General features: G+C 41.2%; 16 protein-coding genes and 1 riboswitch. Of the genes, 13 read left to right on the plus strand and 3 right to left on the minus strand.

Annotation, left to right across the window (positions count from 1 at the left end; genetic code table 11):
- Nucleotides 1–29 precede the first annotated feature (29 nt).
- The 8 genes from ACO1XM_RS03155 (at nucleotide 30) to rplT (ending at nucleotide 8,693) form a co-directional block, all read left to right on the plus strand.
- Nucleotides 30–632 carry a bifunctional nuclease family protein gene (locus ACO1XM_RS03155; protein ID WP_486225733.1) on the plus strand — a complete coding sequence of 201 codons (603 nt, stop codon included), beginning with the start codon at nucleotides 30–32 and terminating at the stop codon, nucleotides 630–632.
- Nucleotides 633–670: 38 nt separating this feature from the next.
- A complete protein-coding gene (locus tag ACO1XM_RS03160; protein ID WP_486225735.1) occupies nucleotides 671–1,984 on the plus strand; it encodes a NupC/NupG family nucleoside CNT transporter in 1,314 nt (437 codons plus the stop codon).
- A 19-nt stretch (nucleotides 1,985–2,003) separates the two neighbouring features.
- Nucleotides 2,004–2,672, plus strand: a complete 669-nt coding sequence (locus ACO1XM_RS03165) for a SanA/YdcF family protein (protein WP_486225737.1) — start codon at nucleotides 2,004–2,006, stop codon at nucleotides 2,670–2,672.
- 32 nt (nucleotides 2,673–2,704) lie between these two features.
- Nucleotides 2,705–5,236, plus strand: a complete 2,532-nt coding sequence (locus tag ACO1XM_RS03170) for a DUF5686 and carboxypeptidase-like regulatory domain-containing protein (protein ID WP_486225739.1) — start codon at nucleotides 2,705–2,707, stop codon at nucleotides 5,234–5,236.
- 150 nt (nucleotides 5,237–5,386) lie between these two features.
- On the plus strand, nucleotides 5,387–7,321 hold the full coding sequence (thrS, locus tag ACO1XM_RS03175; protein WP_486225741.1) for a threonine--tRNA ligase: 1,935 nt from the start codon (nucleotides 5,387–5,389) through the stop codon (nucleotides 7,319–7,321).
- Between the two features lie 103 nt (nucleotides 7,322–7,424).
- On the plus strand, nucleotides 7,425–7,994 hold the full coding sequence (gene infC / locus ACO1XM_RS03180; protein WP_486226534.1) for a translation initiation factor IF-3: 570 nt from the start codon (nucleotides 7,425–7,427) through the stop codon (nucleotides 7,992–7,994).
- Between the two features lie 23 nt (nucleotides 7,995–8,017).
- Nucleotides 8,018–8,218, plus strand: a complete 201-nt coding sequence (rpmI, locus tag ACO1XM_RS03185; protein ID WP_127120650.1) for a 50S ribosomal protein L35 — start codon at nucleotides 8,018–8,020, stop codon at nucleotides 8,216–8,218.
- A 130-nt stretch (nucleotides 8,219–8,348) separates the two neighbouring features.
- Nucleotides 8,349–8,693, plus strand: a complete 345-nt coding sequence (rplT, locus tag ACO1XM_RS03190; protein ID WP_486225744.1) for a 50S ribosomal protein L20 — start codon at nucleotides 8,349–8,351, stop codon at nucleotides 8,691–8,693.
- Nucleotides 8,694–8,763: 70 nt separating this feature from the next.
- On the opposite strand, the gene ACO1XM_RS03195 is transcribed toward rplT, so the two are convergent.
- Together ACO1XM_RS03195 and ACO1XM_RS03200 are read right to left on the minus strand one after the other, a co-directional pair.
- Complete coding sequence (locus ACO1XM_RS03195) at nucleotides 8,764–9,165, minus strand: PIN domain-containing protein (protein ID WP_486225746.1); 402 nt, start codon at nucleotides 9,163–9,165, stop codon at nucleotides 8,764–8,766.
- Complete coding sequence (locus ACO1XM_RS03200) at nucleotides 9,162–9,407, minus strand: hypothetical protein (RefSeq protein ID WP_486225748.1); 246 nt, start codon at nucleotides 9,405–9,407, stop codon at nucleotides 9,162–9,164. Before ACO1XM_RS03200 ends, ACO1XM_RS03195 begins: the two co-directional genes overlap by 4 nt.
- Before the next feature lie 262 nt (nucleotides 9,408–9,669).
- On the opposite strand from ACO1XM_RS03200, the gene ACO1XM_RS03205 reads away from it, so the two are divergent.
- Nucleotides 9,670–12,939, plus strand: coding sequence for a caspase family protein (locus ACO1XM_RS03205; protein ID WP_486225750.1), 3,270 nt, complete (start codon nucleotides 9,670–9,672; stop codon nucleotides 12,937–12,939).
- 566 nt (nucleotides 12,940–13,505) lie between these two features.
- Here ACO1XM_RS03205 and ACO1XM_RS03210 read toward each other — a convergent pair.
- Nucleotides 13,506–14,405 carry a Ppx/GppA phosphatase family protein gene (locus ACO1XM_RS03210; protein ID WP_486225752.1) on the minus strand — a complete coding sequence of 300 codons (900 nt, stop codon included), beginning with the start codon at nucleotides 14,403–14,405 and terminating at the stop codon, nucleotides 13,506–13,508.
- 91 nt (nucleotides 14,406–14,496) lie between these two features.
- On the opposite strand from ACO1XM_RS03210, the gene ACO1XM_RS03215 reads away from it, so the two are divergent.
- The 4 genes from ACO1XM_RS03215 (at nucleotide 14,497) to ACO1XM_RS03230 (ending at nucleotide 17,634) form a co-directional block, all read left to right on the plus strand.
- The gene (locus ACO1XM_RS03215) at nucleotides 14,497–15,015 is read left to right on the plus strand and encodes an LVIVD repeat-containing protein (RefSeq protein WP_486225754.1); all 519 of its coding nucleotides are present in this window, start codon (nucleotides 14,497–14,499) and stop codon (nucleotides 15,013–15,015) included.
- Nucleotides 15,002–15,751 (plus strand): LVIVD repeat-containing protein, encoded by a 750-nt coding sequence (locus ACO1XM_RS03220; RefSeq protein WP_486225756.1) that lies wholly within the window; start codon nucleotides 15,002–15,004, stop codon nucleotides 15,749–15,751. Before ACO1XM_RS03215 ends, ACO1XM_RS03220 begins: the two co-directional genes overlap by 14 nt.
- A 4-nt stretch (nucleotides 15,752–15,755) precedes the next feature.
- Complete coding sequence (locus ACO1XM_RS03225) at nucleotides 15,756–16,415, plus strand: DUF3575 domain-containing protein (RefSeq protein WP_486225758.1); 660 nt, start codon at nucleotides 15,756–15,758, stop codon at nucleotides 16,413–16,415.
- A 36-nt stretch (nucleotides 16,416–16,451) separates the two neighbouring features.
- Nucleotides 16,452–16,567, plus strand: a riboswitch (SAM riboswitch).
- Between the two features lie 47 nt (nucleotides 16,568–16,614).
- Nucleotides 16,615–17,634: a homocysteine S-methyltransferase family protein gene (locus ACO1XM_RS03230; protein ID WP_486225760.1), complete on the plus strand. Its 1,020-nt coding sequence runs from the start codon at nucleotides 16,615–16,617 to the stop codon at nucleotides 17,632–17,634.

Here is a 17,634-nt window from a genome sequence, read left to right on the forward strand (position 1 = left end):
TATTTGCAAAGAACTATTATCTTGCTGTTGTGAATAAACTTAAATTAGAAATACTGGGGCTTTCCTCCAGCCAATCACAAACTGGCTCTTTTGCTCTGGTGTTGGGTGAGGTAGAGGGAAACCGCAGGCTGCCGATTATTATTGGAATGTTTGAGGCTCAGGCCATTGCGATTGAAATCGAGAAGATTTCGCCTAATCGGCCAATGACCCACGATCTTTTCAAAGCCTTCGCGACTAATTTTCATTTTACGATTGAAGAAATAATCATCTCCGATTTAAAGGAAGGTGTCTTCTTTGCAAAAATTATCTGCACCGATGGCTTGAAAAAAATGGAGGTTGATGCAAGACCTTCAGATGCCATCGCCATAGGTCTTCGATTCGATTCGCCCATATTTACCTACGAGAATATCCTGGCTGAGGCCGGTATAGTTCTGACAGATGAAGCCGATGATGAACCAGAGGTGAAACCAGAACCAAAAACCAGGGTTAAGAAAGGAGAGGCTTCCAAAAGCCAGGATGATTATAAGAACCTGAGCGTAGATAAACTCAATGAGTTGCTGAAAGATGCCATCGATAAAGAAGACTACGAAAAAGCCGCGAAGATCCGCGATGAATTGAGTAAACGTAATTAACTCAGTTAAATTCAACCACTGAGTAAAAGCCAAGAGATATGGATTATTTGCGCGGATTATTAGGCATAGCCTTTATTGTTGCAGTAGCCTGGTTGCTATCGGCCAGCAGAAAAAAAATAGATTGGCGCTTAGTCATATCAGGACTTTTGCTACAGCTAGTCATAGCCGTTTTAGTGTTGAAGGTAGCCGTTGTCAGAGATGGATTTGAAACAGTAGGGAGTGGCTTTGTTAAATTTTTAAATTTTGGTTTAGAGGGTGCTTCCTTTTTGTTTGGCGATTTAGCGCGCAACAGCGATGCCGTTGCTGGTGCGCGACATAACTTAGGATTCTTGTTCGCTTTTCAGGCACTGCCGGTTTTAATATTCTTTTCAGCCGTTACATCAGGGTTATACTATTTGGGAGTGCTCCAAAAAATTGTGCACGTTTTTGCCTGGATCATGGCTAAGACCATGCGTCTCTCTGGTGCCGAAAGTTTGTCAGCTGCAGGTAATATTTTTATGGGCCAAACAGAGGCTCCCTTGTTGGTAAAACCATTCATTGCAAAAATGACAAACTCTGAATTGCATTGCTTAATGACAGGTGGTATGGCAACCATAGCAGGCAGTGTAATGGGGGCTTACATTACTTTTTTAGGAGGGGCAGACCCCGAGCAAGCCACCAAGTTTGCAACGTATCTTTTGTGTGCTTCCATTATGAATGCGCCCGCAGCAATAGTCATGTCTAAAATTTTCATGCCTGAAATCGAGCCTGAAAAAATTGACAGGACATTAAAGGTTAACAAAGAAAGTATAGGTACTAATATCGTTGACGCCTTAGCCACAGGTGCAAGTGATGGTTTAAAACTTGCTCTGAACGTTGGCGCCATGTTATTGGCTTTTATCGCGGTGATCTATGCGGTAAACTGGATGTTGGTAGATGGTATAGGTAACTGGACAGGTCTTAATGCCTGGGTTGTTTCAAGTACCAATGGTGCTTTTGACGGTTTTTCTTTACAATATATTTTTGGACAATTGTTCAGAGTCTTTGCCTTTGTGATGGGGGTTGACTGGTCTGAATCAGTGCAGGTAGGAAGCTTACTTGGTCAAAAAATGGTGATTAACGAATTTGTTGCTTACCTCAGTCTTTCAGACATGAAAGCTGCTGGTGTGCTCAGTGAAAAATCAATCATCATTGCTACCTATGCCCTTTGCGGATTTGCTAACTTCAGTTCAATAGCCATCCAGATTGGTGGCATAGGAGGTATGGCACCATCGCGACAAGGCGATTTATCAAAACTTGGACCACGTGCCTTATTGGCTGCCTCTTTAGCTACTATGTTAAGTGGAACAATTGCAGGTGCATTATTTGCTTAATCTGTGTTAACTTTGCACTGTGTTGTCGAGTAAGGGCTTTAGTTCATGGCTATGGATCAGGCGAATGGTATTTTATGCCTTCCTCTCTCTGTCCCTGTTTATTATTATCAGTAATGTGTGGGTTGTGGCGTCAACTCAAAACCAGGTGTACAACACTTCAGCAGAAGCACCGCACCGATCAGTGGCACTTGTTTTAGGCACCAGCAGAAAACTATCAGATGGTAGTGCAAATCCATTTTTTGATAATAGAATTACCACTGCTTACAATCTCTATAAAGCTGGTAAAGCAGATTATATTATTGTAAGCGGTGACAATAGGAGTAAATACTACAATGAACCAGCTGAAATGCGCAAAGCCCTTATTGCTAAGGGGGTACCTTCTGCAATCATAACACTTGATTTCGCTGGTCTAAGAACCTTCGATTCGATTGTGCGCTGCAAAGAGATCTTCGGCCAGGAAAGCATCACCATCATTACACAACCCTTTCACAGTTACCGTTCTTTATTTATCAGCAATTATTTTGGGATGGATGCAATCGTTGTAGTTGCTGAAGAACCTGAAGCCATGCAATCAGTTAAAGTACTGACCAGAGAGCTGTTAGCCAGGCCTTTGGCTATACTGGATCTCTATGTTTTTAATACCGAACCACGTTTTTTAGGCGAAAAGGAAGAACTAAATCGTCCCTGACACGTAAGTAAGCACGTGTAAATTTTATACTTTTGAGGAGTTTAACTGTTGTGAATACGCTTACCCGACCCATTTTCATATTCCTTTTCTTTGTTGTTGCTTCAACAGCCTTTGCTCAGGAAACTATCATTAAAGGCAAAGTAACCGATGCCAATTCAGGAGATCCCATTCCTTTTGTTAATGTTTTATATAAGGGAACCAGCATTGGAACGACCACCGACTTTGACGGTAATTATCTACTAAAGACCAATACCCCTAAGGATACCCTGCTCGCCTCTTACATAGGGTATAAACCCAGAACTAAAGTTATTACAAAGGGTACAACACAAACCGTTAACTTCCAGTTAGAGGAGGAGGTTACCAACTTACAGGAGGTAGTTGTCATGGCCGGGGAGAATCCTGCCTTTGAAGTGCTTCGTAAAGTAGTGCGTAATAAAAAAGAAAACGATAAGCGCAGACTGTCAGCCTACGAATACGATACGTATACAAAAATTGAAGTTGATGTTGATAACATGTCTGAAAAGTTTCGAGAGCGAAAACTGATTCAGAAAATAACTCAAGTACTGGATAGTGTAGAGCGCATTGCTGGCGAAGATGGTAAGCCGATCTTACCTATTTTTATCACGGAAAGCGTTTCAAAGTTATACTACAGAGATAATCCTAACTCCAAATTCGAAAAAATCCTTCACTCAAAAATCAATGGATTAGGTGTAGAAGATGGAACAACCGTGACACAACTTGTTGGTTCCTCTTTTCAGGAATATAATTTTTATCAAAACTGGTTAAATATTGTAGAGAAAGAATTTGTTTCACCTATAGCAGACGGCTGGCGTTTGTATTATGATTATGATTTAATAGACAGTCTTTTCGTAGGTGAGCACTATTGCTATCGCCTTGATTTCTTCCCACGATCACCCCAGGATCTTGCCTTTACTGGCAGCATGTGGATAACAAAAGATAATTACGCACTCAAACAGATTGATGTAAATATTGGGAAGGGAGCCAACCTGAACTTCATTGAACGAATCCGCATTCAGCAAGAGCTTGAACCAACCTCAGGCGGAGCCTGGTTACCAGTGAAGAATCGTGTATTGATTGATGTGAGTGAGTTAAGCAATAACAGTGCAGGTATGCTCGCCAAGTTTTACACATCAAACAAAAACTTTGTGGTTAATAAGCCTTATGATTTAACATTTTATGAAAGACCGATTTTATTAGATGAACGTGCCCGCCTTAACCAAAATGATGAAACGGTTTGGGATACCTTAAGGCACGAACCACTTACTGAAACTGAGCGGAACGTGTATAAGATGATTGATACACTTCGTAACATTCCCATTATCAGAACATATACAGACATCATCAGGGTTGTTGTTGACGGTTATATTGGTGTTGGTAAGAAAATTGAAATTGGACCCTATCCCGATTTGATTTCATACAACAACATAGAGGGCATAAGAATTATGCCCGGCTTCCGCACAACGTATGCATTTAATAAGAAATGGACATTTGGCGGACAGATAGGCTATGGTTTTTTAGATGAGAAGTATAAGTATGTAGTTTATGCCAAGCAGGTTTTATCTACCAGACGTTGGACAACCTGGAGCATTCGTTCACGAAGTGACCTGGGCCGCCTTGGTTTTGATGATGAAGCTGTGGGCGGAAACGCGCTCTTGCTGGCTTCACAGCGCTGGGGCTTTTTCAGACGCGGATTTTATTTTGACGAAACAAAATTGGATTTCCAGCGAGAACTGTTCAAAGGATTTAACCAGCGAATAGCCGTAAGGCATGCTACGTTTGATCCGGCTTTCAACTTTGGCTATTACGAAAATCCGGATGACATTGTAAACTCACCCATTGAATCAAGGTACACCACTTCAGAGGTGATCGTGGAGTCACGTTATGCCAGAGATGAAGTCTTTCTACAGGACGATAATCAACGTGTAAGTCTGGGAACTATAAAGTGGCCAGTTTTAACACTCCGCTATACCCGCGGTATTAAAAACATTGCAGGAAGCGATTTTGATTACAATAAACTCCGTTTCTCCTTCGAGAAAGGAACCCGTCTCGGCATTTTGGGTACAGGAAAGTTAAGGGCTACCGCAGAATATGTTTTCGAGCCCCTGCCTTATACTTTATTAGGTCTTCACTTAGGCAATCAAACACCGATTTTCACACCCCTTACTTTTAACCTGATGGATTATGGGGAGTTTGTGAGCGATCGTTATGTTACAGCTCAATACAACCATCACTTCGAGGGTTTGTTACTTAACAGGATGCCATTGTTGCGTAAGCTTAAGTGGCGCCTCGTAGGTACAGCCAATATGGTGTATGGTAGCATGAGTCAGGCCAGTCAGAACCTTATTGTACAAAACACTGATCCGAACAATGAGATTTTACCCCCGGGGCAGCTGTCCCTACGTAAACCTTATCTGGAAATGGGTTATGGTGTTGAAAACATCTTCAAATTTTTCAGAATTGATTTCATCCATAGACTTTCCTATCTGGACGGACCTGATGTACGTAAGTTTGGTGTATTCGGAACAGTGCAGCTAACGCTGTAATTCCTGCCATTGGTCTTTATTTTTACGGAGACAGAATTCGCGTAAGCATCCAGACTTCTGCCGCTATGCTAGTTGTCAGGTATAATCCTGAGAGTTAATGCTTTCATTGTTGAATAAGCCCTATATTTGCCATTCATTTTTTCGACAAGTATGAGTGTTAAAATTACACTGCCCGATGGCAGCGTGCGTGAGTACCCGCAACATGTGAAGGGCATAGAAATCGCCCAAAGTATCAGTGAAGGCTTGGCCAGGGTTTCATTAGCCATTGAAGTAAATGGTGAAATCCGTGATTTGTCAAGGCCTATAACGGAAGATGCTTCCATTAAAATTTTGACGTGGAATGATGCAGGAGGTAAGACTACTTTCTGGCACTCTTCAGCTCACTTGTTTGCAGAGGCATTAGAGGCTTTGTACCCCGGTACCAAGTTTGGTATTGGCCCTGCTATTGAAAATGGTTTTTATTACGATGTGGATTTAGGTGGCAAAGCTTTCGCGGAAGATGATCTCGCTAAGATTGAAGCGAAAATGCTGGAGCTGGCAAAGAAGGCTAGCGCTTACGAGCGAAGAGAGGTAAGCAAAGCAGAAGCGATTGAATACTTCACCAAAAAAGGTGATGAATATAAACTGGAGCTGATCAACGATCTGGCAGATGGTACTATTACCTTTTATACACAAGGTAACTTTACAGATTTGTGCCGTGGTCCGCACATACCAAATACAGGCTTTGTAAAAGCAGCCAAGATTCTCAACGTGGCTGGTGCGTACTGGCGCGGTAACGAGAATAATAAGATGCTCACCCGTGTGTACGGAATCACATTCCCTAAGGCAAAAGAGCTCGAAGAGTTTTTGCATCTGCAGGAAGAAGCCAAAAAACGCGATCATCGAAAGCTAGGAAAAGAGTTAGAGCTCTTCACCTTCTCCGAGAAAGTAGGTATGGGCTTGCCTTTGTGGTTGCCAAAAGGTACTATTCTGCGTGAGCGTCTTGAGCAGTTCATGCGCAAAGCACAAGTGCGTGCCGGATATGATCCTGTAGTAACCCCACACATTGGCAGCAAGCAGTTGTATGTTACTTCTGGTCATTATGAAAAATATGGTAAGGATTCTTTCCAACCTATCCATACACCGGATGAAGGAGAGGAGTTCTTGCTAAAGCCCATGAACTGTCCGCACCATTGTGAAATCTATAAACACAAACCTCGCTCTTACCGGGATTTACCAGTGCGTTTAGCGGAGTTCGGAACAGTATATCGTTACGAGCAAAGCGGTGAGTTGCATGGCTTGACACGCGTACGTGGCTTTACACAAGACGATGCTCACATTTTCTGTCGCCCTGATCAGGTGAAGGAAGAATTTGTGAAAGTAATCGACCTGGTATTTCATGTGTTCAACTCTTTAGGTTTTGAAAACTATACTGCACAAGTTTCATTGCGCGATCCGGCCAATAAAGCCAAATACATTGGAGAAGATCATTTATGGGATAAGGCGGAGCGAGAGATTCAGGAGGCAGCTGATGAGAGAGGGCTGAAAACTGTAGCCGTTAAAGGCGAAGCAGCATTCTATGGACCTAAACTTGATTTTATGGTTCGTGATGCGTTAGGAAGAAGTTGGCAGTTGGGTACTATACAAGTTGATTATCAGTTACCGCAGCGTTTTGAATTGGAATATGTAGGGGCAGACAACCAAAAGCATAGGCCAGTGATGATACACCGCGCACCTTTTGGTTCGCTGGAACGCTTCGTGGCGGTATTGATTGAACACTGTGCCGGTAACTTCCCCTTGTGGTTAGCACCGGATCAGATAGCGGTATTGCCAATATCTGAGAAGTTTAATGATTACGCACAATCTGTTTATGAGCGTTTAAAAGCAGCCGATATTCGTGGTGTTTTTGATGATCGTGACGAGAAAATTGGTCGTAAAATCCGCGATGCAGAGGTTAAGAAAATACCATTTATGCTGATTGTAGGGGAGAAAGAGGTGAATGAACAAAAGGTTGCCATTCGTAAGCATGGTCAGGGCGACCAGGGTAGTGTGGGGATTGATGAATTTGTGGAGAACTTCCGCAAAGAATGCGCAGCACCTTTTTAGGCATTTTTGAAGTAAAGTTTGCTTTTAAACAGTATTTACCGATATTTGCACCCTGTTTGCCTAAGGTAAGCATGTGTTTTTGTAGAACTTAAACAAAACGAGTATAAACCCGAATTTTAAGCCTAATCCAAGGCCATTTCAGAGAAGAGGCCCGCAGCGTCCGGAAGAACCTTTCAAGATTAACGAACGAATTACGGCACAACGTGTGCGTGTCGTTGGTGAAAATGTTGCGGTAGACGTATATCCCATTCAGCAGGCCATTAAACTGGCTCAGGATCTGGGATTAGATTTAGTGGAGATTTCGCCCAATGCAGATCCACCGGTTTGCAGAATTACGGATTACTCGAAGTTTAAGTACGAGCACAAAAAGAAACAAAAAGAGATCAAAGCGAAGACCCAGAAGGTCGTGATGAAAGAGATTCGTTTTGGCCCGAACACAGATGATCACGATTTTAACTTTAAAGTAAAACACGCCATCAACTTCTTAGGTGAAGGTGCTAAAGTAAAGGCAAGTGTGTTTTTCAGAGGTCGTTCAATTGTGTATAAGGAAAGAGGAGAAATCCTTTTATTGAAGTTTGCTCAGGCCTTGGAAGAACATGGAAAGGTGGAGCAATTGCCAAAGCTGGAAGGTAAGAACATGAGTATTCTTGTTCAGCCCAAAGCTAAAAAGTAGTTTTTATTTAACTGTTTAATAAAATGCCGAAGGTAAAAACCAAGTCGGGCGCCAAAAAGCGATTTAAAGTAACCGGTACCGGTAAAATAAAGCGCAAGCAAGCGTTCAAAAACCACATCCTCACAAAGAAGGAGACAAAACAAAAGAGAAACCTTACTGGAACAGTGGTAGTAAGTAAGGCAGATGCGAAGAACGTAGCCATTATGCTACCGTACCTCGTGTAACATTCTGATTTTAAATCAGGATTGGTTCGTTCTCCGGAGCGTAAGCGAAGGAGAATATATGTTTAACCCGATGCCTGGCACCTAAGACCTCTGTAAGAAGAGACGCCAGTTGTCAAAAATGTAAAAAGAAATGCCAAGATCAGTCAATGCTGTAGCATCCCGCGCCAAGAGAAAGCGCGTGCTAAAGCTCGCCAAAGGTTACTTTGGTCGTAAGAAAAACGTTTGGACGGTAGCAAAAAATGCCGTTGAAAAAGGACTTGTGTACGCATACCGCGATCGCAAGCAAAAGAAAAGAGAATACCGCGCTATCTGGATTCAGCGTATCAACGCTGCCGTTCGCGAACACGGTATGAGCTATTCAGCCTTCATTGGTAAAGTGAAAAAGTCAGGTGTTAATTTGGACCGTAAGGTTCTTGCCGACTTAGCCATGAACCACCCTGAAGCGTTCAACGCAGTGTTGAACAAGGTGAAATAGTCAATACTAATATTGATAAGTGAAGGGGCCGAAAGGCCCTTTTTTTATTGGGCTTTATTTGACTTTGTGCTTAGTCAGTCACCCAATTCTCCATTTCAATTCCCTCCATTCTCTCGAAGTCAGAGGTGTTCCTTGTCACCAGTGTAAGGCCATTTGAAATTGCTGTAGCACCAATTAAAAGATCGAAATCATCCAAAGGAAATCCTTTCTTTCTTAATCTGGTCTTTTCTATTGCGTAAACGTCAAGGGAATTAAAGATCGGAATGATTGTAAATTTACTTACAAAATAATCAATGGTTTCCCAGTTCTTCTCTTTATTCTCGCTATTCTCCGCTCCGAATTTTAGTTCTGCAATGGTTATTTCTGAAACAAAACAATTCGATGTCTCAGCTTTTTCAATTTTCTTATCAAGATCGTATTGTCCTTTTAAAAAGTATATACAGATGTTTGTATCAAGAAGGAATTTCTTCAAAACGCTTCCGTTTTTCTATTAAAACTTCTGGCATTTTTGAGCTCAGTGATAATTTCCTCTGCAGATTTGGGTGAGATAAAAGCACCGTAGAGATCACGGATAGATTTATCAACTGGCCTTTTAGAGCCCTTTAGCGAGTCTGATAGCTTAGCAATCAACTCAAGCTTATTATCAATACTTAAATTGTTTAAAAGCCCCAAATAGCTGTTAACAAGGTTAAATTTTAAGTCTGCTGCTTTCATGATAGATTATTGATATTAAATTTAATGAATTTGTTGGAAACATCCATTAAAAAATACTGACAACGATGTATTGTCCTATTTAAGTTTAACACTACGTACGATTTGTTCCGAGTTATAAGGACTTGACAAAACATTTTTTGAACGCTAAACAGATTAGCACTTTAAATGAATTTCAGTATACCGATTGATGAATTATTATAATTTAATTTGTGAGTAGAATTAACGAGACAGACATGGGCGCACTGCTCAAATGGGAAATGATATGAATAGAAAATTTTTGGGCTACCCGGAGATCACCAAACAGCAGCTATGCTTATACATTATTTTTTTTATTAGCATAAAATTTACCTATGCTCAAAATCTGGAAACGGTTATCCAAAAAGGACATGAGCTTGCTGTGCTCACGGTAGTAGTAAGCCCTGATAGTAATTATGTGGCTACTGGGAGTCGCGATAAAACAATAAAGCTTTGGGAGTTAAGCACAGGTCGTGAGGTACGCACCTTCTTAGGGCATAGCGCCTCTGTAAATCAATTGAATTTCAGTAGTGATGGCAAAACCCTAATCAGTGCTAATGGTGATGCTACAGCCAAAATTTGGGAAGTGGCCACAGGCAAAGAACTCTTCTCTATCAAACCGGATGAAGAACGCATAACTGATGTAGCCTATGATCCGAAAGGCAGATTTTTTGTGACAGTAGGTTTTGGACAAAAAGTGCGTGTATGGGATGTTACGACAAAGAAAAAGTTAGCAGAAATGGATGCCAATGGTTATGCTGGTTCAGGTGGACTTATCCATGTCGCCATCAGTACGAATGGTGAATGGCTTGCTGTGGGAGAGGATGGCTTTACAGCTAATGTCTATCGTTGCAGTGATTGGAAGAGAATATACACGTTCAATACTTCCCAACTTCATTCCTCGTGTGGAGGTTGTTATACTGATGTTCAATTCACACCAGACAGCAAGTATCTGATTAAAGCATCGAACAATGATGCTGTAATAAAATATGACCTCAGCAATGGAAAATTAGTGAGCACCTATAGTAAAGAGGTCAATAATCTGCGATCTGTTACTGTAAGTGGTAGCGGAAAACTAATCGCTATCTGCACAGAAAATGCTGTTTCGATTTATAATGCTGATCAAGGCGATTTGATCAAGACCATCACTCCTGATGCAGAAGCTGCGTTAAACCAGGCAAATTTTACTGCCGATGGCAAACGTTTATTGATTGCCAGCGATAACAATACAGTGATGATCTTCGATATAGGCGCTGGTAAACAAGTAAAAGAGCTCACTGGCTTTCTGAATGCAAGAGATAAGGGTGGATTAAACTATAATCCTAATTCCTACTGGGATGCCAGCATTGCCAAATACCTCCGCTTTAAAGGAAGTGTGATAGTAAGCAGCGATAATAAAACATTACTGAGGGGGAAGTTTGGTACAAAAGCAAAACGTTGGGATATCGCAACTGGAAAAACAGCAATGGAATATGTAGGCCATGAAAAGGCGGTGCTTTGCTACCGTTATAACCGCGATGGAAGTTTGCTGCTAACAGGGGGTGCAGATGGAATGTTGATACTCTGGGATGCGAAGAAGGGAGATACACTGCGTACAATCAAATCCTACAACCAACCTGTATTTGATGTTAACTTCAGTCACGATGAAACTAAAATGGTGAGTAGTAGTTGGGACGGTTCATTGAAAATCCACGAGGTGTCTACAGGCAAACGCTTAAGCTATATCGACCTTGATAATGCCTCTGCCTATCTGGCGCAATTTACACCAAATGATTTGTACGTGCTCACAGCCAATCTGCCAACCGGTTTGGCTTTGCGTGAAATAGATACAAAGAAAGTCATTCGCGAATTTATTGGCCACACGGAAACAGTTTCTGCTTTGCAACTCACGCATGATGGCAGCAAACTCTTAAGTGCCAGTTGGGATGGCTCTGTGCGTTTGTGGGATGTGGGCACTGGCTTGATGGAAAAAAAATACACAGGGCATCAGGGTGCAATCTATGCCAGCGTAATGACTGCCTCAGAGAAGAATTTTTATAGTGCCGGAGCAGACCGCGTTATACGATACTGGGATATGACTACTGGCAAAGTCATCAAGACATTTATAGGTCATCAAAGTGAGGTGATGAGTTTAGCACTCACTACTGATGAAAAGATGTTGATCAGCCATAGCGTTGATGGAGTAACAAAATTCTGGGACCTCGCTTCAGGAAAGGAGTTTTTTGAACACATTCATATTGGAGAAAAAGACTGGATGGCGAAAAGCCCTGAAGGTTATTTTAATGCCACAGAGCAAGCCAGACGCTATATTCATTTTGTAGATGGCATGAAGACTTATTCAGCGGATCAGTTCTTCAATGATTTTTACAGACCTGATTTATTACCCAAGATTTTCCAAAGCAGGGGAGGCGATGATGGTTATAAAAGTATGCAGGGTAAATTATTAAAATCACCTCCGCCACACGTTAAGGTTGCCTTACTTCCTTCATCAGAAAAAGGAAAGGCAGAACTCTATGTTCGTGTACAAGACAATGGCGCAGGCGTGGAGAACTTCAAACTCTTTCACAATGGTAAATCTGTTTTGATCGATAAAAACTTTGCCTTGCCTAAAGGAAAAGGACAGGTCGCTACATTTAAGAAGGAAGTTTCACTTGTTGGAGGTAATAATACATTTTCTGCTACCGCTGCTAACCTGGACAGGGTAGAGGCAGATCCACATTCCGTTGAAATCTTTTCAGATGTTGTCACCAAGAACAGTACTTGTTATTTACTGGCTGTTGGTATTAATCAATATAAAAATCCTAAGCTGGCACTTAATTACGCGAAGCCAGATGCAGAATCTTTTAAGCAAGTTATTGATGAGATGGGGGTATCACTTCATAAAAAAATAGAGATACATACTTTATATGATGGAGAAGCTACACGTACAGGCATTTTAAATAAACTGGATGAGCTTTCTGGAAAAATTCAGCAGGAAGATGTATTTATCTTTTATTATGCAGGGCATGGCAGTATGGTAGATGATCAGTTCTTTTTTATTCCTACCGAGAGCTTGCGTTTGTACGATTTAAACGCGCTTCAAAAGGAAGCGATTGAAGGAAGTGTATTGCAAGAAAAGTTTAAAAAGATACAGGCATTAAAACAGCTGATCATTATGGATGCTTGTCAGTCGGGTGGGTCAGTGGAGTTAATGGCTGCCAGAGGTGCAACAGAAGAAAAAGCCATTGCGCAACTTTCGAGAAGTGCAGGTATTCATGTAATGGCCTCAGCGGGCAGTGAACAATTTGCAGCAGAGTTTGCAGAACTGGGTCACGGTATTTTTACGTATCTGTTAATCAAAGGACTCTCTGGTGAAGCCGATGGTTCACCCAAGGACGGTAAGGTTACGATATACGAATTGAAATCATACCTGGATGATCAGGTACCTGAACTAACACGCAAGCTAAAAGGTAAACCACAGTATCCGCATACGTTTTCAAGAGGTCAGGATTTCCCTTTGGTGGTGGAAGAAGACTAGTTATAGAACATAAATTTGAAGATTGTCACAAGAAATAGAACCTATAGATTATAACTTTCAGATAAATGAATAATCTTCTATTAAAGCATTATTTAATTCCAATCCATTTGACGCTTGTGCTTGTTTCGATTTATCACATGAGTATCATTAATGCTTCAAGTTCGATTGAGGGCTTATATTATATTAGTTTAGCATTGTTATATATGTTGGTAACATTCTTTCTCAAATTTTCCTTTAAAAGAAGAACCCATATTTACTTTTTTATTTCCGAAGGAGTCCTATATGCTATTTTTTTATACATCTACAGGATGCAATCTTTTTCTATATTGTCATTTGAAAGACATATTTTTTTTAAGAATCAAACCTATTTGAATTATGCGTTCTTAATAGCGATAGCAATCTTCTTAGTTTATTTTAGAATTGTTTATTCTTTAATAAAGAAAAATCAAACTTACGCTCAACATACTCGTTTGTAAAAAGAGTTGTTTATTGTAGAAAATGAATTGCTTATAAGTTTTACATTGAAGTGGTTGGTTTTCCCTGATCACTTTCTTTCCAAGAGAAGGCTACTTCACAAACTCTATCTTATGCTGTTGTATATTCCTGTCGTAAAGATGCAGGAGCATGCCGTCTTTTAAACCAACATCCGGCACAAAAATATATTTTGCACCAGCCCACTCCATTACCTTCATGTATATGCGACTGGCAGGGATAATCACATCGGCCCGGTCCGGATTCATCTGGAGTTTATAAATACGATCTTCAATACTATGGCTTTCAATCATATCCCTCACCTCAATCATTTTTTTAAACGACATCAGGCGGTGTGGTTTCAATTTAGCCAGCTCATACATTTTACTGATGTTACCCCCGGTACCCACCGCAGTCACTTTGCCTAATTCTTTCTTTACATTTTCCCGTACCCATTTCTCCATGTCTTCCCACATCACAGGCGAATCGTAATTTTCCAACACACGAACAGAGCCGATTTTAAAAGAACGTGTTTTTATTTTTTTACCGCCTGTATACAGGTTGAGTTCTGTACTTCCTCCCCCCACATCTATATGCAAATAGGTATTATCTGAAAGATAAGATTGTATGGCACGGTTGATAAATTCAGCTTCTCTGTTGCCATCAATAATTTCAATGCTTACACCCAATTCTTTCTCAATTTCTTCGGCTAAGGCATACCCGTTTTCCGATTCGCGCATGGCCGAAGTAGCACAGAACATATAATCCGTAGCTTCATACAGGTCAATCAATAATTTGTAAGCAGTCATCAGCTTTTTAAACTTTTCTATGCTTTTTGGACTGATTTTGCCTGTGGCAAATACATCATGCCCTAAACGGAGCGGAAAACGTACATATTCAAGTTTTTTGAAGATTACCTTAGGGCCATTTTCCAGAACAGATGAAATCTGAAAGCGAATAGCGTTAGAACCGATGTCGATAGCTGCTAGTTTCAAATGCTTATATTAATTTAGTGTTGCTTACAACTATTAGGCTGGTTTACTTGTCTAAGAATTTATGATGCACAAAACTATAAAACTTTTGTTTGTGGTTGCACTCTTTGTTGCGAGTCTTTCGGCCTGTGTGGTAGAACCATTTGGAAACGAATTTCCTGCAGGCAAAATAAATGGCTACAGACCGCTTTACGGTAGCCCGGCAACAACGGAGGTCTCGTTGCTGGAAGCCCGTGGCTTGGAAAATCCTGGGAAAATATACGTTTATAACCAATTTTTATTGATTAACGAACGTGGTAAGGGCATTCATATTTACAATAATGCTGACCCTTCCAATCCGCAAGCCACAGCTTTTATTAACCTCTTAGGTAATACTGATATGGCCATTAAAGATGATATTCTCTATGCGGATCACAATGGCGATTTAAAATCCATCAGACTCAATGGCTTTAATTCATTGGCTGTTCTTGATTCAATCCCCCTGGCAATTTGGAATTTGGGTGTGCCACCGCCTGCAGGTTTTTATTTTGAATGTGTGGATGTATCAAAAGGTGTGGTGGTTGGCTGGCAATCTGTTGAACTTAATAACCCTGACTGCTATGCGACAAACTAAGACTATTTGGAATTTACTTTGGCTTTGTTTAGTCATGGCCTGCACAGATGATGGAGCCAACAACCTTCAGGTGGGTGGTGGTCAAGGACAGGGTGGATCATTATCCCGTTTCGCTATTAATGGCAACTATCTCTACATAGCTTCTCAAACAACATTAAGTGTTTATGATATCAGCAACAATAATGATTTTGAAATGCTGAAAACCATGAACGTGGGCTTTGGGCTCGAAACAATTTCTACGCGGGGTACCTATCTATACCTTGGCGCCCAGGACGCCATGTACATTTATTCGATCAGCAATCCTGAGAACCCACAGTTTATTTTCCGGTATTCTCACATCGTTTCCTGCGATCCGGTTGTTGTAGAAGGCAACAGGGCCTATGTTACATTAAGCAGCGGAAGTTTTTGCAACAGAGGCACCAATGCATTAGAGATTATTGATATCTCCAATCCAAATAACCCGGTGCTCATTGCAAATTACCCTATGAATACACCGCTTGGACTTGGGGTAAGAGATAATATTTTATTCGTATGTGAGCAAACCTTCGGCTTTAAAGTATTTGATGTAAGCAATCCTAACAACATACAAATGCTTCATCAGGTTGAGGACATACATACTTATGATGTTATATTGCATAACGGAATAGCAACCATTACAGGAGACGAGGGCATTTATCAATATAGCTACAGTCATGATGAGTTGGACTTGTTAAGCTTAATTCCTGTTACAAAATAATCTAATGCGCTGTTTTATAATACTGATTCTTATACAGGCAAGCCTTACGCTTGTGGCACAAGATTCCCTGCAAATCAAGCATAAACCAGCGCAGGCTATTAAGTGGAGCCCGTTGCATCTTTGGGGCTTCTACCCAAGCCTGCAGCTCGCCTATGAAACAAGCATCAGTAAAAGACTATCGGTACAGGCAGATGCAGGCGTTGTAGTAAGTTACCGAGGGGGTACCAATACCGAATACATGAACAAAAGAGGTGTTAAGCTCAAGGCAGAATTGCGATATTACTTTGGAAGTTTCCCGGGTACGCTTGATGGTTTTTATGCCAGCATTGAACCCTATATGACCAGCATCAACTTTGACAGGGCTGTTACTTTAAGTGAATGCTTTGATCCTGATTGCCAGAATAGATTTTTGCGATACTATGCCTATAAGGTCGAGTATAGAGAGGTGGGCATTAGTGGTAAAGGAGGATATATGATCTACTTTGATAAGAACATTTTCCTGGATATAAACATTGGATGGTCCTGGCGATCAATTGATTATGACCAACCTGATGATGCTCCCGTAGCCACTACGGGGGGATTTAATTTCTTTGGTCCTAATGAAGAAGACAGAGTTGTTCTTTCACCGCTTTTTGGCGCCAGAATAGGCTACCGTTTCAAGTAGATTTTGTTATTTCCTCTTCCTTCGCTTTCTTTGCATCACTTATCCAGAAAGACTGAGGGTCGGGCCCTATGATGTCTTAGCATCCTATCACGCCCTTGGCGTGATGTTGTGCTAAATCCCTTTTCAGACTTTGTACTGAAAAAAGATAAGTAACCCACTTTACAGGGCTCTCTGGATAATCGATTGTAGACCAGAGTGTATGAAGCAAAAAATTCAGGACATTTTAAAAGAACGCATTTTGATACTGGACGGTGCCATGGGCACGATGATTCAGCGTCATAAACTGGAAGAAGCTGATTTCAGAGGAGAAATCTTAAAGAACCATCCGCATCCGCTAAAGGGTAACAATGACTTACTAAGTGTTACCCGGCCAGATATCATTAAAGACATTCACCGTCAATATTTTGATGCAGGAGCCGACATTGTTGAGACCAATACTTTTGGTAGCACAAGTGTAGCGCAGGCTGATTATCACCTGGAGCATCTAGTATATCAGATCAACTATGAGTCAGCTAAAATAGCACGCGAAGTTGCAGACGAGTTCACTAAAAAAGAACCGAATAAGCCACGTTTTGTAGCAGGCTCAATGGGACCGACCACCAAGTTGGCTTCCATGTCGCCTGATGTAAACAACCCAGGTTACCGTGCTATTACATTTGATCAGCTGGTAGTTGCATTTAAAGAACAGGCGAAAGCTTTAATTGACGGTGGTGTTGATATGCTTTTGCTTGAGACCATTACCGATACACTGAACGTAAAAGCAGGCTTGTTTGCCATTCAGGAATTGTTTGAAGAAACAGGTAAGGAAGTGCCCGTCATGGTTTCAGGCACAATTACCGATGCCAGTGGCAGGATCTTATCCGGACAGACAGCTGAAGCTTTTCTGATTTCAGTCTCTCATGTTCCTTTGTTGAGTGTCGGACTCAATTGCGCCCTGGGTGCATCAGCCTTGCGACCCTACCTGAAAGTACTGAGCGATAAGGCACCATTCTTCATCAGTGCACACCCTAATGCAGGCTTGCCAAATGAGTTCGGTCAGTATGATCAGACAGCCATTCAAATGGGCAAAGAAGTTGAAGATTACCTGAAAGAAGGTTTAATCAATATACTAGGAGGCTGCTGTGGATCAACACCTGAACATATTAAGCGTATCGCTGATATTGCTAAAAATTATAAGCCGCGTTTGGTCGATAGTCCATTGTCGATTGCCGAGAACTAA

This window comes from Chryseotalea sp., assembly GCF_057350905.1.

Excerpts from the sequence above, each read along its gene's own strand:
- ACO1XM_RS03160 (WP_486225735.1), top strand. The coding sequence starts at position 671 with ATGGATTATTTGCGCGGATTATTAGGCATAGCCTTTATTGTTGCAGTA.
- thrS (WP_486225741.1), top strand. The coding sequence starts at position 5,387 with ATGAGTGTTAAAATTACACTGCCCGATGGCAGCGTGCGTGAGTACCCG.
- rpmI (WP_127120650.1), top strand. The coding sequence starts at position 8,018 with ATGCCGAAGGTAAAAACCAAGTCGGGCGCCAAAAAGCGATTTAAAGTA.
- rplT (WP_486225744.1), top strand. The coding sequence starts at position 8,349 with ATGCCAAGATCAGTCAATGCTGTAGCATCCCGCGCCAAGAGAAAGCGC.
- ACO1XM_RS03200 (WP_486225748.1), bottom strand. The coding sequence starts at position 9,407 with ATGAAAGCAGCAGACTTAAAATTTAACCTTGTTAACAGCTATTTGGGG.
- ACO1XM_RS03205 (WP_486225750.1), top strand. The coding sequence starts at position 9,670 with ATGAATAGAAAATTTTTGGGCTACCCGGAGATCACCAAACAGCAGCTA.
- ACO1XM_RS03220 (WP_486225756.1), top strand. The coding sequence starts at position 15,002 with ATGCGACAAACTAAGACTATTTGGAATTTACTTTGGCTTTGTTTAGTC.
- ACO1XM_RS03225 (WP_486225758.1), top strand. The coding sequence starts at position 15,756 with ATGCGCTGTTTTATAATACTGATTCTTATACAGGCAAGCCTTACGCTT.
- ACO1XM_RS03230 (WP_486225760.1), top strand. The coding sequence starts at position 16,615 with ATGAAGCAAAAAATTCAGGACATTTTAAAAGAACGCATTTTGATACTG.